This is a genomic window from Halobacterium yunchengense (assembly GCF_037031165.1).
In the GTDB taxonomy this organism is placed as follows: Archaea; Halobacteriota; Halobacteria; order Halobacteriales; family Halobacteriaceae; genus Halobacterium; species Halobacterium yunchengense.
Window position 1 is genome coordinate 113,181 of record NZ_JAYEZL010000003.1, and the last position, 16,614, is coordinate 129,794.

Annotated in this window: 15 protein-coding genes and 1 tRNA gene; 4 read left to right on the forward strand and 12 right to left on the reverse strand. The window is 71.7% G+C overall.

Annotated elements, in window-relative coordinates; translation table 11 throughout:
- The first annotated feature begins 128 nt into the window (after positions 1–128).
- The 3 genes from U5911_RS09660 (at position 129) to U5911_RS09670 (ending at position 1,985) form a co-directional block, all read left to right on the forward strand.
- Positions 129–413, forward strand: coding sequence for a twin-arginine translocase TatA/TatE family subunit (locus U5911_RS09660; protein ID WP_336036828.1), 285 nt, complete (start codon positions 129–131; stop codon positions 411–413).
- Between the two features lie 41 nt (positions 414–454).
- Positions 455–527, forward strand: a tRNA-Arg gene (locus U5911_RS09665).
- Positions 528–671: 144 nt separating this feature from the next.
- Positions 672–1,985, forward strand: a complete 1,314-nt coding sequence (locus U5911_RS09670) for a DUF7289 family protein (protein ID WP_336036829.1) — start codon at positions 672–674, stop codon at positions 1,983–1,985.
- Between the two features lie 22 nt (positions 1,986–2,007).
- Here U5911_RS09670 and U5911_RS09675 read toward each other — a convergent pair whose 3' ends face one another.
- The 10 genes from U5911_RS09675 to U5911_RS09720 all read right to left on the reverse strand — a co-directional run bounded on the left by U5911_RS09675 (position 2,008) and on the right by U5911_RS09720 (position 14,404).
- Positions 2,008–2,754: a DUF7289 family protein gene (locus tag U5911_RS09675; protein ID WP_336036830.1), complete on the reverse strand. Its 747-nt coding sequence runs from the start codon at positions 2,752–2,754 to the stop codon at positions 2,008–2,010.
- Positions 2,747–3,334, reverse strand: coding sequence for a DUF7266 family protein (locus U5911_RS09680; RefSeq protein ID WP_336036831.1), 588 nt, complete (start codon positions 3,332–3,334; stop codon positions 2,747–2,749). The genes U5911_RS09675 and U5911_RS09680 overlap by 8 nt, the downstream gene beginning before the upstream one ends.
- Positions 3,322–3,915 (reverse strand): DUF7288 family protein, encoded by a 594-nt coding sequence (locus U5911_RS09685; protein WP_336036832.1) that lies wholly within the window; start codon positions 3,913–3,915, stop codon positions 3,322–3,324. Before U5911_RS09685 ends, U5911_RS09680 begins: the two co-directional genes overlap by 13 nt.
- 1 nt (position 3,916) lies before the next feature.
- Complete coding sequence (locus U5911_RS09690) at positions 3,917–4,414, reverse strand: DUF7287 family protein (RefSeq protein ID WP_418771530.1); 498 nt, start codon at positions 4,412–4,414, stop codon at positions 3,917–3,919.
- Between the two features lie 2 nt (positions 4,415–4,416).
- Positions 4,417–6,438 (reverse strand): type II secretion system F family protein, encoded by a 2,022-nt coding sequence (locus tag U5911_RS09695; protein ID WP_336036834.1) that lies wholly within the window; start codon positions 6,436–6,438, stop codon positions 4,417–4,419.
- The gene (locus U5911_RS16800; RefSeq protein WP_418771531.1) at positions 6,435–9,776 is read right to left on the reverse strand and encodes an ATPase, T2SS/T4P/T4SS family; all 3,342 of its coding nucleotides are present in this window, start codon (positions 9,774–9,776) and stop codon (positions 6,435–6,437) included. Before U5911_RS16800 ends, U5911_RS09695 begins: the two co-directional genes overlap by 4 nt.
- Before the next feature lie 154 nt (positions 9,777–9,930).
- Positions 9,931–11,148 (reverse strand): ABC transporter permease, encoded by a 1,218-nt coding sequence (locus U5911_RS09705; RefSeq protein WP_336036835.1) that lies wholly within the window; start codon positions 11,146–11,148, stop codon positions 9,931–9,933.
- A 20-nt stretch (positions 11,149–11,168) separates the two neighbouring features.
- Complete coding sequence (locus U5911_RS09710) at positions 11,169–11,897, reverse strand: ABC transporter ATP-binding protein (protein ID WP_336037160.1); 729 nt, start codon at positions 11,895–11,897, stop codon at positions 11,169–11,171.
- A 187-nt stretch (positions 11,898–12,084) separates the two neighbouring features.
- Complete coding sequence (locus U5911_RS09715; protein WP_336036836.1) at positions 12,085–13,140, reverse strand: DUF7350 domain-containing protein; 1,056 nt, start codon at positions 13,138–13,140, stop codon at positions 12,085–12,087.
- Positions 13,133–14,404 (reverse strand): twin-arginine translocation signal domain-containing protein, encoded by a 1,272-nt coding sequence (locus tag U5911_RS09720; RefSeq protein WP_336036837.1) that lies wholly within the window; start codon positions 14,402–14,404, stop codon positions 13,133–13,135. The genes U5911_RS09715 and U5911_RS09720 overlap by 8 nt, the downstream gene beginning before the upstream one ends.
- A 102-nt stretch (positions 14,405–14,506) precedes the next feature.
- Between U5911_RS09720 and U5911_RS09725 the strand changes: the two genes are divergently transcribed.
- Positions 14,507–15,643: a hypothetical protein gene (locus U5911_RS09725; protein WP_336036838.1), complete on the forward strand. Its 1,137-nt coding sequence runs from the start codon at positions 14,507–14,509 to the stop codon at positions 15,641–15,643.
- Here the strand turns inward: U5911_RS09725 and U5911_RS09730 are convergent.
- Positions 15,632–16,141, reverse strand: a complete 510-nt coding sequence (locus tag U5911_RS09730; protein ID WP_336036839.1) for a winged helix-turn-helix transcriptional regulator — start codon at positions 16,139–16,141, stop codon at positions 15,632–15,634. The two genes, U5911_RS09725 and U5911_RS09730, sit on opposite strands and share 12 nt — an antisense overlap.
- Positions 16,138–16,473 carry a DUF7471 family protein gene (locus tag U5911_RS09735; RefSeq protein ID WP_336036840.1) on the reverse strand — a complete coding sequence of 112 codons (336 nt, stop codon included), beginning with the start codon at positions 16,471–16,473 and terminating at the stop codon, positions 16,138–16,140. The genes U5911_RS09730 and U5911_RS09735 overlap by 4 nt, the downstream gene beginning before the upstream one ends.
- Positions 16,474–16,614 lie beyond the last annotated feature (141 nt).

Genomic DNA, 16,614 nt, shown 5'->3' on the forward strand with positions numbered 1-16,614 from the left:
CCGCTGCGGTACGCGGACCGAACTCGGGAATCCCCCGCGTCGACGGCTCAGGTCGGCGACGACCGATTTCTGCGGCCCTGAAAGGAGCATAAAGCCTATAATCGAGACATTGCTACGAACAGGTAGCGATGTTCACCAGTACCCCACTGTTCGTCGGCGGGCTGCCGGGCGGCATGGAGTGGGCCGTCATCCTGCTCATCGCCGTCCTCCTGTTCGGCGCGAACAAGATCCCGAAGCTCGCGCGGTCGAGCGGGCAGGCCATCGGCGAGTTCCAGAAGGGCCGCGAGGAGGTCGAGACCGAACTCGAGGAGATGCGCGAGGAAGCCGACCCGACCACCGACACCAGCGACGACGACACCCTCGAGGCCAGTTCCGACGTCGACACGGACACGGACACGAAGTCCGACAACTAACGCAACCGTTTTTTCTGCGCCGCGCCCTCACACCGAGTGGAGGGCGTGTGGCCAAGCGGACACGGCGAGAGGTTCCTAACCTCTAGACCGCGGGTTCGAACCCCGCCGCGCCCGTTCTCTCTCTGCGCTCGCTCGCGGTCGTGACGACGTCTCGCTCACTTCGCTCGCGAGACTCCCGTCACGCGCCCGCCCCGTTCGTTGTTTCTTGCCGACAGTTCTCCGCCAGATACTTGCGTGTTAGCGTCCAACCGAGGGGGCATGAACCAGCGCGCCCAGACCGAGACCATCGGGGTGGTGCTGTTGCTCGCCATCACCGTCGCCGGGGTGGGCGTCGTGGTCGCGGTCGGCGGGAGCGCGCTGGACGCCGCCCAGGACGAGTCGGCGGTCGACCGCGCGGAGCAGTCGCTGAGCCTCTTCGACGCGCGGTCGGCGCTGGTGGCGCTCGGCCGGTCGGACGGCCAGTCGGTGTCGCTGGCGCGCTCGGCGGGCGGGACCTACCGCGTGCGGCCCGACTCGGGGCGCATCGTCGTGGCGAAGACGACGAACAGCTCGTCGACGGAGTACGTCAACGAGTCCCTCGGCGCGGTGACCTACGAGCTCGGGGACTCGACGGTGGCCTACCAGGGCGGGGGCGTGTGGCGCTCGGACGGCGCCGGGTCCGCGATGGTGTCGCCCCCGGAGTTCAACTACCAGGACGCGACGCTGACGCTGCCCGTGATTCTCGTCCGCGGCGGCGAGGACGTCGCCGCCGGCGGGCCGTCCGCGCGCGTGCGGCCGGGGACGCTCGGGACGCCGGTGTTCCCGTCGGCGACCCGGACGAACCCGCTGGACGACGGCACGGTGACCGTCTCCGTGCACAGCGAGTACTACCGCGGCTGGGCGTCGTACTTCCGGGACCGCACGACCGGCAACGTCACCGTCCACCCCGACGAGCAGCGCGTCGACCTGGAACTGGTCGCGCGCGGCTCCGGCGGGGCGTTCACGCTGACGGAGACGCCCCTGGAGCTTCGCGGCCTCTCCGGCGACGACCCAATCGAAGAGCTGTCGTTCACACTGGAGCCGAACAAGAACTCGAAGTTCAGCGACCTCCACTGGTCGCTGGTGGCCGACGACGGCGGCTCCGAGCGCTTCGAGGTCGGACTCCAGGGAGCGAACGTCTGCAACGACAACCAGCCCGAGGTCACCCTGGAGTACGAGAACGACGGGACGACGCACACGTGGCGGAACGCCTCGGCGTTCTCCGAGGACGGATCCACGTTCTCGTACAGTTGCGACGGCAACACGCCGACGCTGCACTTGGACCTGACCGGGCCGACGAACCTCACGTACCAGGGCGGGAGCCCGCCCGTGGGGAACAACTCGACCGGCCACCTCGTGAACCACTTCCTCGCGGAGATGGGCCCGGACGTCGACCTCGAGGTGGAGTCGAAGGGGAAAAACGACCCGCCGGGCAACTCGGGGAGCACCGACCTCGACGCGTCGACGGGGTCCCTCGAGTACTCGTCGTCGGGGGGTCGCGTGGTGACGTTCCTGCACGTCACGGAGAACTCCGTGAACGTGTCGCTGACCTGAGTGCCGCCGAGTGCTCGGCGTGCTACCCGAGGTCGACCCTGACGACGACCGCCTGCACGTAGACCTCGTTCGGGAGCGAACACTCGACTTCGCCGACGCGGCCGTCCTCGGGGCCGTCGCAGGCGACGCCGAGGTCGTCCTCGAAGTAGCGCTCCCAGGCTGCGGCACGCGGCGACTCGACGGTGAGATTCGCCGCGCCGTCCGGGAACGTGCGGACCTCGCGGTCGGTGGCGGTGGTGCGGACGAGCAGCCGCCGCGAGTCGTCCGTCGAGACGCCGTCGCTGCCGGCGCGCGTGATCACGTAGGGGACGAGCGAGCGGTCGCCGACGGCGAACCGCGGCTCGTCGAACATGACCGCGCGGTCGCCGTACTGCCGGAAGAGCGCGCCGTTCGCGTACACGATGCGGTCGCCGTCGTCGGCGCGGTAGACGACCGGCCGCACCGTCGTCTCGTAGTCGTCGCCGCCGCCCGCGGAGACGTTGAACGTCACGGGGTCGCCGAACTCGATGGCGCCGTCCGAGAGCTGTATCTCGGTGGTGCGGCTCGGCGCGCCGCGGACGGCGAGGTCGTCGACGTTCGAGTCGAGGACGTCGAACGCGCGCTCGGTGTTCTCGAACTGCTGGGCGTCCCGGGCGCCGGTGAGCGCGTCGAAGCCGCCGGCGTAGGTGACGGCGACGGTGGAGACGACCAGGCCGAAGACGAGCACGAACCCGAGCGTCTCGCTGGCGCCGCGGCCGTCCGCGAGCCGGTCCGTGGACGCGCTACGCATCCTCGACCTCCAGGGTGTCCGTGTCGGCGTCGTAGACGACGACGAGGTCGCCGCCGGAGCGCGTGGACGCGTTCACCGGCGTCTCCGCGTGGTAGGCGACCGAGACGGCGACGTCGCTGCGGTCGGCGACGAACACGAGCTCGTCGTCGCCCGACTCGTTCACGCGCACGTCGTAGGTCGTGCCGGAGACGCTCGCCGGCGCCTCGACGGCGTACATGACCGTGCCGCCGTCGCTGGCGCGCGCGAGGCGGTCGGCGGCCGCGAGGTCCGCGGCGACCCGCTCGCTGACGACGCGGAGCTCGGTGTCCACGGCGCGGTCGCGCTGGTCCTCGACGAGCGTGCCGGCCGCGAACACGAGCGTCGTGACGAGCACGGCGGCGACCCCGAGGTTCAGGACGTACCCGAGCGTCGTCGAGACGCCGCGACGGGCGCGATCGCTCCGCCAGCGGCGCCGGTCGGCGTCGGCTCGGTCGCGTTCGCGGTGGTCGACGCCACGGCCGCAATCGCGTTCGTCGCCGTCGAAACCGCCGTTCCGGTCGTCGACGGTCGTTCCGCGACGGCCGCCGCCTACATCCGCCACACGACCACCTCCACTTCAACGACGGCGTACCCGTGGCCGGGCGCGTCCGGTGGGAAGTACGACGCGTCCTCCAGGGTCGGCTCGGACTCCGCGCGGACGAACTCGCTCCCGTCGCGGACGGTGACGTGCTGGTCGTCGTAGAGGGTGACCAGGCGCGTCGCGGACACGGCTTCCGAGCTCGGCTGGCCGTGGTAGACGACGCGGCGGAGGCGGCGGTCGCCGTCCTCGTCGACGTAGTACGCGTTGACGTTGTACGCGACCGACCGGTCGCCGAACGTCTCCTCGACGGCGCGCAGGAACGAAGCGTTCGGGGGGACGCCGACGTAGTAGCCGTCGGCCGTGGCGTTCCGGAACGACGCCGACGAGGCGTTCCAGTACCGGAGCGTCCGCGAGATGTTGCCGTTCTCGCGTTCGACGGCGAGCAGGCCGGAGGCGGCGCGCTCGTGCTGGGTCTCGATGTGCTGGCTGGCGGTGCTCGCGGTCAGCGGCGTGACGGCGGTCGCCTGCAGCGTGAACGCGACGGCGACCACCACGACGAGCGCGGCGGCGACGCCCTCCAGCGTGTGTGCTTGCGCCCGCACGCTACCACACCCGCACCACGAGGTCGGCGCGGTCGCCGTCGACGGTGACGGTCCGCCACGCGACGGTGGTGTCCGTGTCGGCCGGCACGTCGCTGCCCGCCGCCGCGGTGACCGTCGCGTTCAGCGCCACCGGGTCGCCGTCGTCACCGACGACGGTGACGTTGACGTCGCGGTGGGACTGGAGGGCGAGGCGGTCGGCGAGCGCGGTGTCGTTCGCGAAGAACGCCGCGGTCCGCTCGGCGTCGAGGGCGTACGGCTCCGCGGGGTCGCCGAGGCGGTCGGTCGCGAGGTGGTCGGCGACGCGGTTCGCGGACACGGGGTCGCCGACGTCCGTGTCGGCGAAGGGCGCGACGACGCCGGGCAGGAACGTGAACGCGAACGCCGTCGCCACCAGGAAGACGCTGACGCCGGCGGCGAAGTCCACGGTGGTCTGTGCGCGAGACGAGTCCGTGGCGGGTCGTGCGCGAGACGAATCCGTGGTTGGCTGTAGGCGGGACATGGTCACGTGAACGCGAACGCCAGCAGCGCGACGGTCGGCAGGGCGACGGCGAACTTGACGCCCGAGAGCATGCTCGCGTCCCGGATGTAGCCGGCGATGAACCCGGAGACGACCCCCTGGATGGTGACCGCGTGGAAGAACATCGCGCCGAGCAGCTGGGTGTCGATGTTCGCGCCGAAGCTCAACTGGTCGGCGGCCTGGTCGGCGCCCGCGGTCTGCGCGGCGGACGTCGACAGCCCGCCCATCGTCCCGAGGAACTTCACGTCGAGGATGACCATCACCGCCAGCAGCGTGAGGTACGTCATCACGATGATGACGACTTGCATGCGGGCTCGCGACCGGCGCTCGCGCTCGATGTCGTCCTGGTTCTCGCTGGCCTGCGCGGCGGTCGTGAGCACCGCGGTGATCTGGCTGGACGCCTCCTGTGCCTTCGAGATGAGCTTCACCGTGCGCGCGAGCCGCGGGATGTGGTACTTGTTGTTGAACTCGACGAGCGCGCGCTTCAGGCTGGTGCCGTAGTTGACCTTCGCGTGCATTACCTCGAACTCCTCGCCGAGCTTCCCGGTGGTGGTGTCCGAGACGGCCTCGATGGACTCCAGGACGGTCATGCCGGTGTCGTTCGCGGAGGAGAGCTTCCGGAGGTTGTCCGAGAGCTTGTCCGTGATGCGACGGCGCGAGCGGACGTTCCACTCCCGGAACACCGCAAGCGGCACGCCGACGAGGTACAGCGGGAGGTAGACGTAGAGGACCGTCCCCCAGATGGGGGCCTCGACCATGCCGTCGTAGGAGGTGGGCGCGATGCCCGCCACGACGGCGTTCCCGACGAGCACGAGCGTCACCGGCACCGTGAACGCGAGCGTGAACAGGGGGTTGTCGCGGAAGAACCGCGCCGGGTGCCGGACGAGCTGTTTGGTCTCGTAGGTGCCCTCGCGGCTCTTCACGCGGTCGAAGACGGAGTACCGGCCGACGAAGCGCTCGACGAGCCCGAGGTCGACCAGGCCGGGTTCGCGGCGCGCCGGCTCGTCGCCGTCGAGCTCCAGGAAGCCGTCGCCGGGCTCGTCCTGCTTGACCGTCGAGACGAGCACGAGGAACCCGAGGCCCACGACGGGCGTGAGCACGTAGACCGTCGCGTACAGCAGGAAGGTCTCGGCCTGGCCGAGCATGCTCATGATGACGAGGATGATGATGAGCAACAGGGGGAACAGCGACAGCGTCATGTACATCTCCCCGAACAGCTCGAGGGTGTCGAGGGTGAGCTCCTGTTGCTGTTTCGCGGTCCGCATGTGCTTGTCCTTCTTGTCCGAGAGGAACTCCGTCATGTCGCCGCCGGAGTTGATGATGGAGAGCATGTCCGTGAGGAACTGGCTGAGTTCGTCGCTGGGCGTCTCCATCGCGCGGTTCCGGACGGCCGTCCGGTAGTCGGTGTCGAAGTACTCGGTCTCCTGGACGATGGCGCGGAACTCCATGGCGACCTCGCCGTACGTGTCGTCGGCTTTCGCCATCGCCTCCAGGATCTCCAGCTGGTTGAGGCCGCCGATGGACAGCGCGTACATGAACGAGACGGCGTCCGGCAGCAGCATGTTGATCTCGCGCTCGCGGCTGTTCGAGCGCAGGTACGGCAGCGACAGCAGCCCGCCGAACCCGACCGTGAACCCCATGAAGCCGAAGACGAGGCCGGTGCCGACGACGAGCGCGGGGATCTTGATCGCCTCCACGACCGCGAGCAGGGTGTCGTTGGGGACGGGGAGGCCGATGAGGTTCTCCGTGGCGACGACGCCCGTGTAGAACAGCACGTACCCCATGAGGAGGCCGAGCGCCCAGAACAGGCCGCCGACGAGCACGCCGACGCCGATGGCCCTGGAGACGAACAGCTCCACGGGGTCCTCCATGCGGGCCTCCGCGAGCTTCGTCTCGACGTCCGCGACGAAGTCGCTGCCGTCGCTGAACGCCCACCGGTAGAGGGGGTAGAAGGCGTCCGCGAGCGCGTCGGCGCCCCCGCCGAACGTCCGCGACCCCGTGCTCATTCGGTCCCGCCTCCGCGCGCTTCGCCGGCGTCGCCGGAGTCGCTGCCGCCGCTCGGCGCCTGGCCGTCCTCGTCCTGCGGCTGGCTGCCCTCGTCCTGTGGCTGGTCTCCGTCGTCCGGCGTCTGGCCGTCCTCGTCCTGCGGCTGGCTGCCCTCGTCCTGTGGCTCACCGCCGTCGGCGGCGCTGTCGCTCTCCTCGGCCGCGTCCGCCTCCTCGACGGGTTTGGCCGGCTCGAAGCTCCCGAAGCCGTCGTCGTCTACGTCGTCGACGGGTTCGACGGCGGGCTCGAGGTCGTCCGGCAGCGGGTCGGCCGCGTGCAGGCCGTCGCCGCGCTCGGTGTCAGTGGACGCGCGCTCGGGCAGCGACTCGCCGGTGACGCGCTCGATGGCCGCCTCGAGGTCCATCGCGTCGAGGTCCCGGGGTTCGGCGACGACGTCCCGGTCGGCGGCGTCCGGCGCCAGCGCCAGCGCGAGCGAATCCACGGACTCGCCCTCGTACTCCGCGAGCACGCCGTCCTCGCCCCGGGCCGCCTCGAGGATGCCGTCGGCCTCCGCGAGGCCGTCCTCGGAGGGGTCCGGACGGGGCACCATCTCCTCCTTCTCGGGGTCGACGTCGATGAGGACGCTCTCCATCCCGCGGAGGTCCTCCAGGGCGGCCTCGAGGTCGTCGTTCGCGACCAGCGTCAGGATGGTCTCCGGGTCGTTGATGTACGCCTGCGCGGTCGCCGCGACCTGCGCGTACTCGTTGAGGCCCTCCCTGATGAGGTACGCCAGCAGGACGCGGCGCTCCTGGAGCTCGCGGTCGAGCTCCCGGTCGGTCCACCCGCGGTCGAACTTGATCTCCTCGAGCGTCGAGGAGTCCGCGGTCTGTCGGTACGCGTCGTCCTCGGGCTCCCACTGGAAGACGTCGTTGACGTTGATCTCGTCGTTCTCCGGGTCGTAGCGGTTGATCTCCGTGATAGAGCGGTTGCGCCGGACCTTCCGGCCGCGGACCCGGGTCTGGGACTGCACGCTCACGAGGTCCAGCGCCGTGAACAGCGTCTTCGAGACGTTGATGGGCTCGGTCGTGAACCGCTTGAGGACCTCGCCGACGTTGTCCGCGTGGAACGTCGTGTACGTGGTGTGGCCCGTGCTCATCACCTGGAAGAGGGTGCGGCCCTCCTCGCCGCGCACCTCGCCCATCACGATGTAGTCGGGCCGCTGGCGGAGCGCGGCCTCCAGCAGGTCGAACTCGTCGATGTCGCCGGTCTCGTCCTCGCCGAAGCTCGGGCGCGTGACGCTGGCGATCCAGTTGCGCTGGGGGAGCTCGACCTCCCGGGTGTCCTCGATGGAGACGATCTTCGAGTTGCTCGGGATGAAAAGCGAGACGGCGTTCAGGCTCGTCGTCTTCCCGGACGCGGTGCCGCCCGCGAAGACGATGGACTTCTCGGACTCGATGCACAGCCAGAGGAACGCCATCTCGTCGAGGCTGAACGTCTGCCAGTTCACGAGGTCGACGGGCGTGAACGGCACGTCCTTGAACTGGCGGATGGTGTAGTTGGTGCCGTGGTCGCTGACCTCCCGGCCGAGGGTGAGCTGGGCGCGCGAGCCGTCCGGCAGCGTCGCGTCGACCTGCGGCTGGCGCTTCGAGATGCCCTTCCCGGAGCGCTGGGCGAGCTTCACGACGAAGTCGTCGAGGCTCTCCCGGCCGTGCGTGACGTTCGTGATGAGGTTCTCGTAGTCCGTGTGGTAGACGAACACCGGGGAGTCGTAGCCGTCGCAGGAGATGTCCTCGACGTTGATGTCGTGTTTCACGCCGTCGATGCGCTCGTAGCCGATGAAGTTCCGCTGGAGCGTGTACAGCAGGGTCTCCACCTGGTACTGGGTGAGCGTCTCGGGGTCCTCGGCGAGGACCGCGGGCTCGGGGCGCGCCATGATGCCGTCGATGCGGTCGTCGTCCGGCTCCTCGGGGGGGTCCCGCTGGCCGAGCGCGACGAGCACGCGGTCGAGGACGGACCGGGTGTCCGCGGCCGGGCCGTCGTAGAGGTCGTAGCGGTCGAGGAGGTCTCTGGTCTCGCGTTCGATGACGCTGCGCCGCGAGGCCTCGTCGCCGGCCGCGGCGACGTCGTCGCTGGCGTACTTGATGGCGGTGCGGAGCTTCCCCGTGAGAAACTCCTGGAGGTCCCGCTCGATGGGGTTGCGGTACGGCTCCACGAGGTAGTACTTCTTCTCGTTCTCGCGGTCGGAGTGGAAGATGATGACGAAGGCGTAGGGCTTGTTCACCCAGTACCGCTCGACCTCCCGGAAGTGCAGTTTCTTCTCCATCGGCACGGCCTTCTCGAGGTCGTAGCGGTTCGCCATCGTCGTCCGGCCCTCGACCGTGGAGAAGAACGCGTCCTCGTCGACGTCCCCGCGGACGTCCACGGTGCGTTCGTCGACGAGGTCGCGGGTTCTCTCGCCGGCCGTCCCCTTCACCGAGAGCCACGTCTCGATGGCCTCGGGGTCGAAGCCGAGCGCGTCCACGGGGTCGAACCGGACGATCTCGCCGTCCTCGTCACGGGGGCGCGTCCAGTTGTTCTCGCCGACGTAGTAGTACTCGCGCTTGTAGTGCTCCCAGAGCCACTCGTCTTTCACGACGGGCGTCGTCTCGGGGTCGGTGAACTCGTCGAAGAAGTCGTGGAAGTTCGACGCGCGCCGCGCGGCGGCCCCGAGCACGGTGTCCCGGGCTTCGGGCTTGAACCCGAGGTCGTCGGTGGGGTCGGCGTCGAGGCGGTCCCAGTTCGGCCGGGGCGGGTCGGCGTCGCGTTCGTCGAAGTCGGGGTACGGCGGTTCGACGCGCTCGTCGCGGGTCGGCGGGTCCTCGTCGTCGCCGTAGTCGCCCGGGTCGAGCGGGTCGAGGTCGGCGACCGCGAGTTCGTGCCTGACGCGTTCGCGGCGCTGTTCGACGCGGTGGGCGGCCTTCGAGTGGCCGTACTCCCTGAGGTAGTCGATCCACGTGTACTCGCCGGCGGTCGCGCCGCCCTCGCCGACGACGCGTTCGACGGCCTGCGGGAAGTCGGTGTCGAGGACCGGGTTGCGGTCCGCGACCCTGACCGCGGCCGGTTCGTAGTCGGCGCCCTCGCGCAGGACGGGGTTCCGGTCGACCGCGAGCCGGACGGCCGGCCGGAGCGCGCCGAAGTCCACGCGGTCCGCGCTCTCGCTCCGGCCGGCGTCGCCTCCGTCCGCTCCGTCCGCGGCCGGAATCGTGACGTCGTCTCCCGCTGCCGTCGTCCCGCCGCCGTCGCCGCCATCGCCGTCCGTCTGTCCGTCGGCGTCGCCGCTGGCGGGCCCCTCGTCCGCCCCGGCGTCGTCCCCTGGCATTGCCTTGTACTGGCGACCCATTGCAAAAAACCCTTGCGACGAATTTCCACACTCCGCTGACAGGAACGCCGGGGAGACGCACGCGAGTTAGGTCCGGCCTACGAATAGTACGGACGGCCTACTCGGCGTCTGTACGGACGTCCTGCCGGGCGTCTCACTCGTAGCGGAGCGCGTCGATGGGGTCGGTCCGGGCCGCCGACCACGCCGGGTAGAGGCCGGCAGCGGCGCCCACCAGGAGGCCGACGGCGACTGCCACGCCCACCCACTCGAGCGGGAACGTCAGCGGCAGGCCGACGTACGCCGTCGCCGCGAACGCGCCCACGACGCCGAGGACGACGCCCGCGACGGCGCCGACGACGCCGAGGAGGACCGCCTCGAGGAGGAACAGCTGGAGGACGTCGCGGTTCTGCGCGCCGACGGCCTTCATGATGCCGATCTCGCGGGTGCGCTCGGTGACGGAGACGAGCATGATGTTCGCGATGCCGATGGAGCCGACGACCAGCGAGATGACCGCGACGCCGGTGACGAACGCCGTGAACGTGTCCAGGAGGCCGCGGATCTGCTCGACGAGGTCCTCGGCGGTTCGCGCCTGGAACTCGTAGCTCGCCGGCTTCAGGTGCCGCGCGTCGGAGTCCCCCTCGAGGTACGCCAGCACGGCGTCGCGGACGCCCTCGACCTGCGGGAAGTCGGTCGCGACCACCGTGAGCGAGGGGTAGACGCGCTGCTGGGTGCCCAGAGCGGGGCTCTCGATGCGCGTCTCGTAGAACGGGTCCGTCGGGACGAACACCTGCGGCGCCGACTGCCCGCCGAACGGCCCCTCGCGCGCCGCGAGCACGCCCGCGACCGTGGCGTTCACGCGGCTGCCGTCCTGCCGGACGACGGCGACGCGGTCGCCGACGGAGAGGTTCGCCGCGAACAGCGAGGCCGCCCGCTCGTTCACCACGAGTTCGCGCGCGCCCTGCTCGAACGGGCCGCCCGCCGCGAACGTCGCGGTCGTCGCGTACTCGAAGTACGCCGGCGTGCTCGCCGTGAGGCGGTTGTAGCCGAGCGTCTGCCCGTCCGCGGACAGCCCGGAGACCGCCACCGAGCCGGTCGGCACGACCGCCGCGACGTCGGGCAGCCCCTCGACCTCGGCGACGTCGTGCTCGGTGAACACCGCCTGCCCCTGCACCGGTGGGCCTGGCTGGGCGTCCGCCGGGACCGCGCTGACCGTCACTGACGGCGACTGGCCGGCCGCGACCTCGCCGAGCACGTCGGCCTGGAGGCTCGCCCCGAGCGCGACGAACGTGATGACGGCGGCGACGCCGATGGCGACGCCGACTGTCGTCAGCAGCGACCGGAGCCGGTGGCCGCGGATGGCGCGCACGCTCATCCTAAGGCTCTCGCGGACGTTCACTCGCGACCACCCGCCGCCGGGCGCCGTGGGTCGGCGACGCGCTCCTCGCGCTCGACCTCGCCGTCGAGCAGGTGGACGATGCGGTCGGCGTGCTCGGCGACGTGGCGCTCGTGCGTGACCACGACCACGGTGTTGCCCTCGCGGTGCAGGGCGGCGAACTGCGCCATGATGTCCCGGCCCGTCTCCGAGTCCAGGTTGCCGGTGGGTTCGTCCGCGAGCAGCAGCGTCGGGTCGTTCGCGAGCGCGCGGGCGATGGCGACGCGCTGGCGCTGGCCGCCGGAGAGCTCGTTCGGCCGGTGGTCGGTGCGCTCGCCGAGGCCGACGCGCGCCAGCAGCGCTCGCGCGCGGTCGTCGCGTTCGGCCCGCGGGACGCCCTGGAAGACCATCGGGAGCGCGACGTTCTCCGCGGCGGTGAGCCGCGGCATGAGGTTGAACGTCTGGAAGACGAACCCGATCTCGCGGCCGCGGAGCGCGGTGCGTTCGCGCTCGGAGAGCGCCGCGACGTCCGCGCCGTCGACGACGACGCGCCCGCTCGTGGGCGTGTCGAGGCAGCCGACGAGGTTCATCAGCGTGCTCTTCCCGGAGCCGCTCGGCCCCATCACGGCCGTGTACGACCCGCGCTCGAACCGCAGGGAGACGTCCCGGAGCGCGTGTACGGGCTCGCCGCCGAGTTCGTACGTCTTCCGGACCTCCTCGAGCACCACGGCGTCGCCGCGGTCGGTCATCGGCGTCCGCCGGGCCGCGTCGTGTCCGTCCACGCCATGTGTGAACTGACGGCACGCAGCGTGGTAACGGTGGGGGTCGCTCGGAACGCAGCGAGGAATCGATGGGTCGCTCGGAACGCAGCGAGGAATCGATGGGTCGCTCCGGACACAGGGAGACACCGAAGGGGCCGCCGGTGGCGCCGCCGCGCTACAGGGAGACGTCCTCGAAGTCGAAGAACGCGGTCTCGTAGCCCTCGTGGCGGGACACCTGCGGCGGCGTGTCGACGCGCACGGTGCCGCCGTCGACGCCCCCGGCGGGGACGACGGCGCCGTAGTGGTAGCCGAGGCCGGGGTCGACGGCGGGTTCGAGTTCCCCGTCGAACGCCGTCTCGCCGCCCGCGTCGACGGTCGCGGCGAGGCCGGCGGCCGGCAGCACGAACCGGTTGTGCGGCGTGCGCAGCGACGCCGCGAGGTACGTCTCGTCGTCGCCCGCCGCCAGGTCGCCGAGGCTGTCGACGGCCGCGACGACGAGCCGCGCGCCGCCCGTCTCAGCGGTCGCGTTGACGTCGACGGGGAAGTCGTCCGCGGCCGGCGCCTGCGACTGCGCGACCCCGGGCATGTCCATCGGGTCGACGGCGCCCTCGGTGCCCTCCCGGTCGCCGGGAATGTCCCTGAAAGCGAGGTCGTCCATCACGGCGTTGTCGAAGGTCAGCTCGAAGTCGAACTCCACGACGTCCTCGGCGGGGGCGTCGCCGCCGGAGCGCCGCGTGCCCGGCGGCGGCACGCGCACCGTCACGTCGTAGACGCCCTCCGGACCGAGCGTGACGTTGTCGCCGTAGTGGACGCCCATCCGCTGGGAGACCATCTGCCAGGGGCTGAACGACTCCGTCTCGCCCTCCGGACCCGTGTACTCGACCTGCGGACTGGCGGCCGCGAGCACGACGCCGGCCGCCTCGTCCCACACGGAGACCATCAGGTGGAGGTCGTCGGCGCCCTTCACGTTCACGCGGTCGGTGTCGGCGTCGCGGACGAGCCAGAACCGGTGCGGGAACGTGTACGAGACCACGCAGCTGACGCCCCGTTTCGTCTGCGCGCCCGCCATCTCCATCCCCTCGTAGTGGGAGGGGACGTAGGCGGCGTCCGGCCGGTTCTCGGGGAGCGGCGGCTCGCGGCTCGCCCGCTCCGTCTCCAGGAGGCCCAGGCAGCCGGCCAGTCCAGCCAGGCCCGTCGCGCCCGCGCCGGCGAGGAAGCCGCGTCTACGCACCGCGACCACCCGGGACGGGGAGCGCGCGGCGGCCCCGGGGCGGCAGCAGGTAGTTCCCGCGGTGGGTGACCGCGAGGTACTGCCGGATGCCGTTGTTCTGGCGGCGGCCGACCGGCGTCTGGTCGGCGACGTCGTCGCCGTTCATCGCCTCCCGGACCGCCTCGAAGTCGCCGATGCCGCGCTGGAGCGCGAGGAAGTGCAGGCTCGCGCTGCCGCCGTCCGTCGAGTCGAAGTCCCGCCGGAGCAACAGCGGTTCGTCGTCCTCGCGGGTCGCCGCGAGCTTCTGGGCGTGCCCGACGACGCCGTGCTCGTCGGCGGTCTCCACGGGGTCGCCGCAGTCGTCGACGCCGGGGTCGTCGCCGAGGTTCTCGCCGGTGCCCTCGACGGCGCCGCTGTCCGCGTGCGCCGGACAGAACATCTGCGCGACCCTGGAGTCGCGGTCGTCCTGCTCGTACCACTGCTGGAGATTCAGGTTCATGTGTGAGACGTGCTGCGTGGTGCCGTCCGCGAACGGCCCGGACCGGATGGTGACGCGGTCCTCGCTCGCCTGGCTCTTCTCGAAGCCGGACTCGAAGCCCATGTACATCGGCGCGTCGTCGGGGACCGGCTCGGAGTCCGGGACGCCGCCGACGTCCTGGTGGTCGGCCGGCAGGCCGTCGCCGACGAAGCCGGTCCGCCGGTCGGCCACCTCGAAGGCGTCCGTGAGCGCGGCCTCGACGTCGACGCCGTTGGCGGCGTCGCGGTTGCCGCGCGCCGCCTCCTCGGCCTCCAGGACGACCGACGCGCGGTCGCTCGCGAGGTGCAAGATCGCGTCCGGCGTGTCGAGGACGGGGTCCTCGAACGCCGACAGCGGCTTCGGGTCCCGGAGGTCGACCGCCTCGGGGAGGTCGGCGTCGAAGCGCTCGAAGTACGCCGGCGAGTAGCCGAGCGTGAACAGCAGGCCCTCGTTCGACCACTCGTAGGCGCGCTCGAGGGACCGCAGCGCCGCCTCGACGGCCTCCCGGTCGGCGTCCGGGTCGCCGCCCGCGTACTCGAGGTGGAGGAGCGCGTGGTGGCGCGGCGGCACGACGTTCCCGGCGTCGTCCCGCGAGAGAACGTCGTTCCAGGCGTGCTGGCGCTCGGGCAGCGTCGACGGGTCGTCGACGCCCGCCGGGACGGACGCGTCCTCGCGGTCGAGGCACGCCGAGAGCGCGCTCGCCCCGCCGATGGCGACGGCGGCCTTCAGGAACGACCGCCGGTCGACACCCCGGGTCTCTCGGTGCATACGTCCCGGTAACGGCTCGCCGCGAAAAGCGGTTCTGGTGCGGGCGTCGAATTCGACGCGCGGACCACAACCCGGAAGCCAGCCGAGTCGCTACCCCCTCGCATGCACACGCCTCGCCGGACCGCGCGCGCGGTCCGCGGCCTCGCCGCCGTCGCCGCAGCGGGCGGCGCCGTCGTCGCGCTCTCGGGGTCCGCGGCCGCGCACTCCGGGACGACGCACGCCGGCACGCCGCACTGGCTGTTGTTCGTGCTCGCCGCCGCCGGCCTCGGCGGCGCCGCCTGGACGCTCGCCGGCTACCGCCGCGGCCGCCTGACCGCCGCGAACGCCGCGCCCACCGCCCTCGTCGCCGGGCTCGTCGGCGGCTTCGGGCTCGTCGGCCTCGTCGAACTCCAGGTCGTCGCGGACACCGGCCCCCAGATCCGGGACGTCTATCCGACGCTGAGCCTCGTGGTCGGCGCCGCGATGGCGGTCGCCAGCCTCGTCGTCGTCCGCCTGCGGTGGCCCGACCGACCGCGGTACGCCGCGCTCGGCTTCCTGCTGGCGTGCTGGGTCGTCTACCCCGTCGTGATGCCGAACGGCGGCATCTACCACCCACTCGGGTACGTCCTCGTCGCGACCGTCGTGTTCGCCGTCGCGTACGTCGTCCGCCGGGACGCGTGGGGCGTCGTGAGCAGCCTCCGCCGCGACCGCCGCCCGATCGCCGCGGGCGGACTCGCTGGCGCGCTGTTCGTCGTGTTCTTCGCGTTCTCCGCCGGCACCGTCACGCTGAACCCGGACTCGGGCGTCGGCGCGCCGACGGAGTCGACGGTGCTGTTCATGCCGGTCGCCGACCCGCTCGTGGCGTGGCCGGCCGTCGAGTTCGTGTTCCCCGCCGTCCCGCTCGCCGGGTACGTCTCCGTGGGGACGGTCGTGCTGATGGCGGTGCTCGGCGGTCTCGTCGCCGCGAACGTGGGCGTGCTCGTCCAGCAGGCCCGCGCCGAGCGCGCCGACGGCGGTGCGACGTCCGCGCTCGGGATGGCCGCGACCACGGGCGCGACCGCGTGCTGTTGCTGCGCGCCGGCGTTCTACGGCGTGCTCTCCGTGCTGTTCGGCGCCGCGGCGACGCCGGCGTACTGGGCGTTCATGGACCCGACGTCGCCGGTCGGCGGCGTGTTCTTCGCGGCGAGCGTGCTGCTGTTGCTGGGCAGCGTCGTCCGGTCGACCGGCGGGTCGGCGCCGCGGGCGGCGTCAGTCCAGTAGGTCGTCGAGCAGGCGCTCGAAGCGGTCGACGAAGCGGTCCGTCGGCGACGGCCGGATGGCGTCGAGCAGGCGCGCGGTCGCCGCTTCGTCGGCGAGTTCGAGCGTCACGCGGTTGCGACTGTCCCGTCGCTTCTCGACGACGCCGCGGGCCTCGAGCGCGCCGAGGTGGTGTTCGAGCGTGGAGCGCGCGACCCCGACGGCGTCGGCGGCGTCCTGCGGGCGCGCGCTGCCCTCCTCGAGCAGGTAGTAGAGGAGGTCGCGGGCGGTCTCGCGGCGCGCGAGCGCGAGCACGCCGCGCTCGAAGTCGCCGTACTCCGGCGGGAAGTAGTGCGTGCGGCCGGACACCTCTTCGCGCGCGAGCCTGCCGGCGTCGACGAGTCGGCGGACGTGGTGCTGGACCTGGCCGGGCGCGAGGTCGGTCGCGCGGACGACGGCGTTGAAGTGGACGCCGGGGTCCTCGCGGACGCACGCGGCGACCGTCTCGCGTGCGGCCGTCACCGCTCTCCACCTCCCGCTGGCGTCTGTCGGACGTCCCGCGCGTACCAGACGGCGGCGACGACGAGGCCGGCCATCACGACGTCGAGGCCGTGCTCGAGGACGTGGTGGACGTCGGCGGCGAGCAGGCCGCCGACCGACGCGCCGGCGACGACGCTGCGAGCGAGCAGCGCCGCGAGCGCCAATCCCACGAGCAGGTACGGTCGGGTCTGGCGTCGCAGGAACGCCACGACGGCGGCGCCGGTCAGGGCGGCGGACGCGACGCCGGCGACGGCGAGCGTCGCCGTCAGCGGCAGGTCGAGTCCGGACGCCTGGGCGTGCGCGACGGTGAACACGTTCGGGGGTAACGCGCGAGCGCACCTAAGCACTCTGTCTCGGCGAGCCGTTCCCGGGGCGCTCCGTCTCGACGAGCGGCGTTCCCGGTGCGTTCGCGCGCTGAGACCGCACGCCGCGGGCGACTGGCCCCCCGAGAGCGC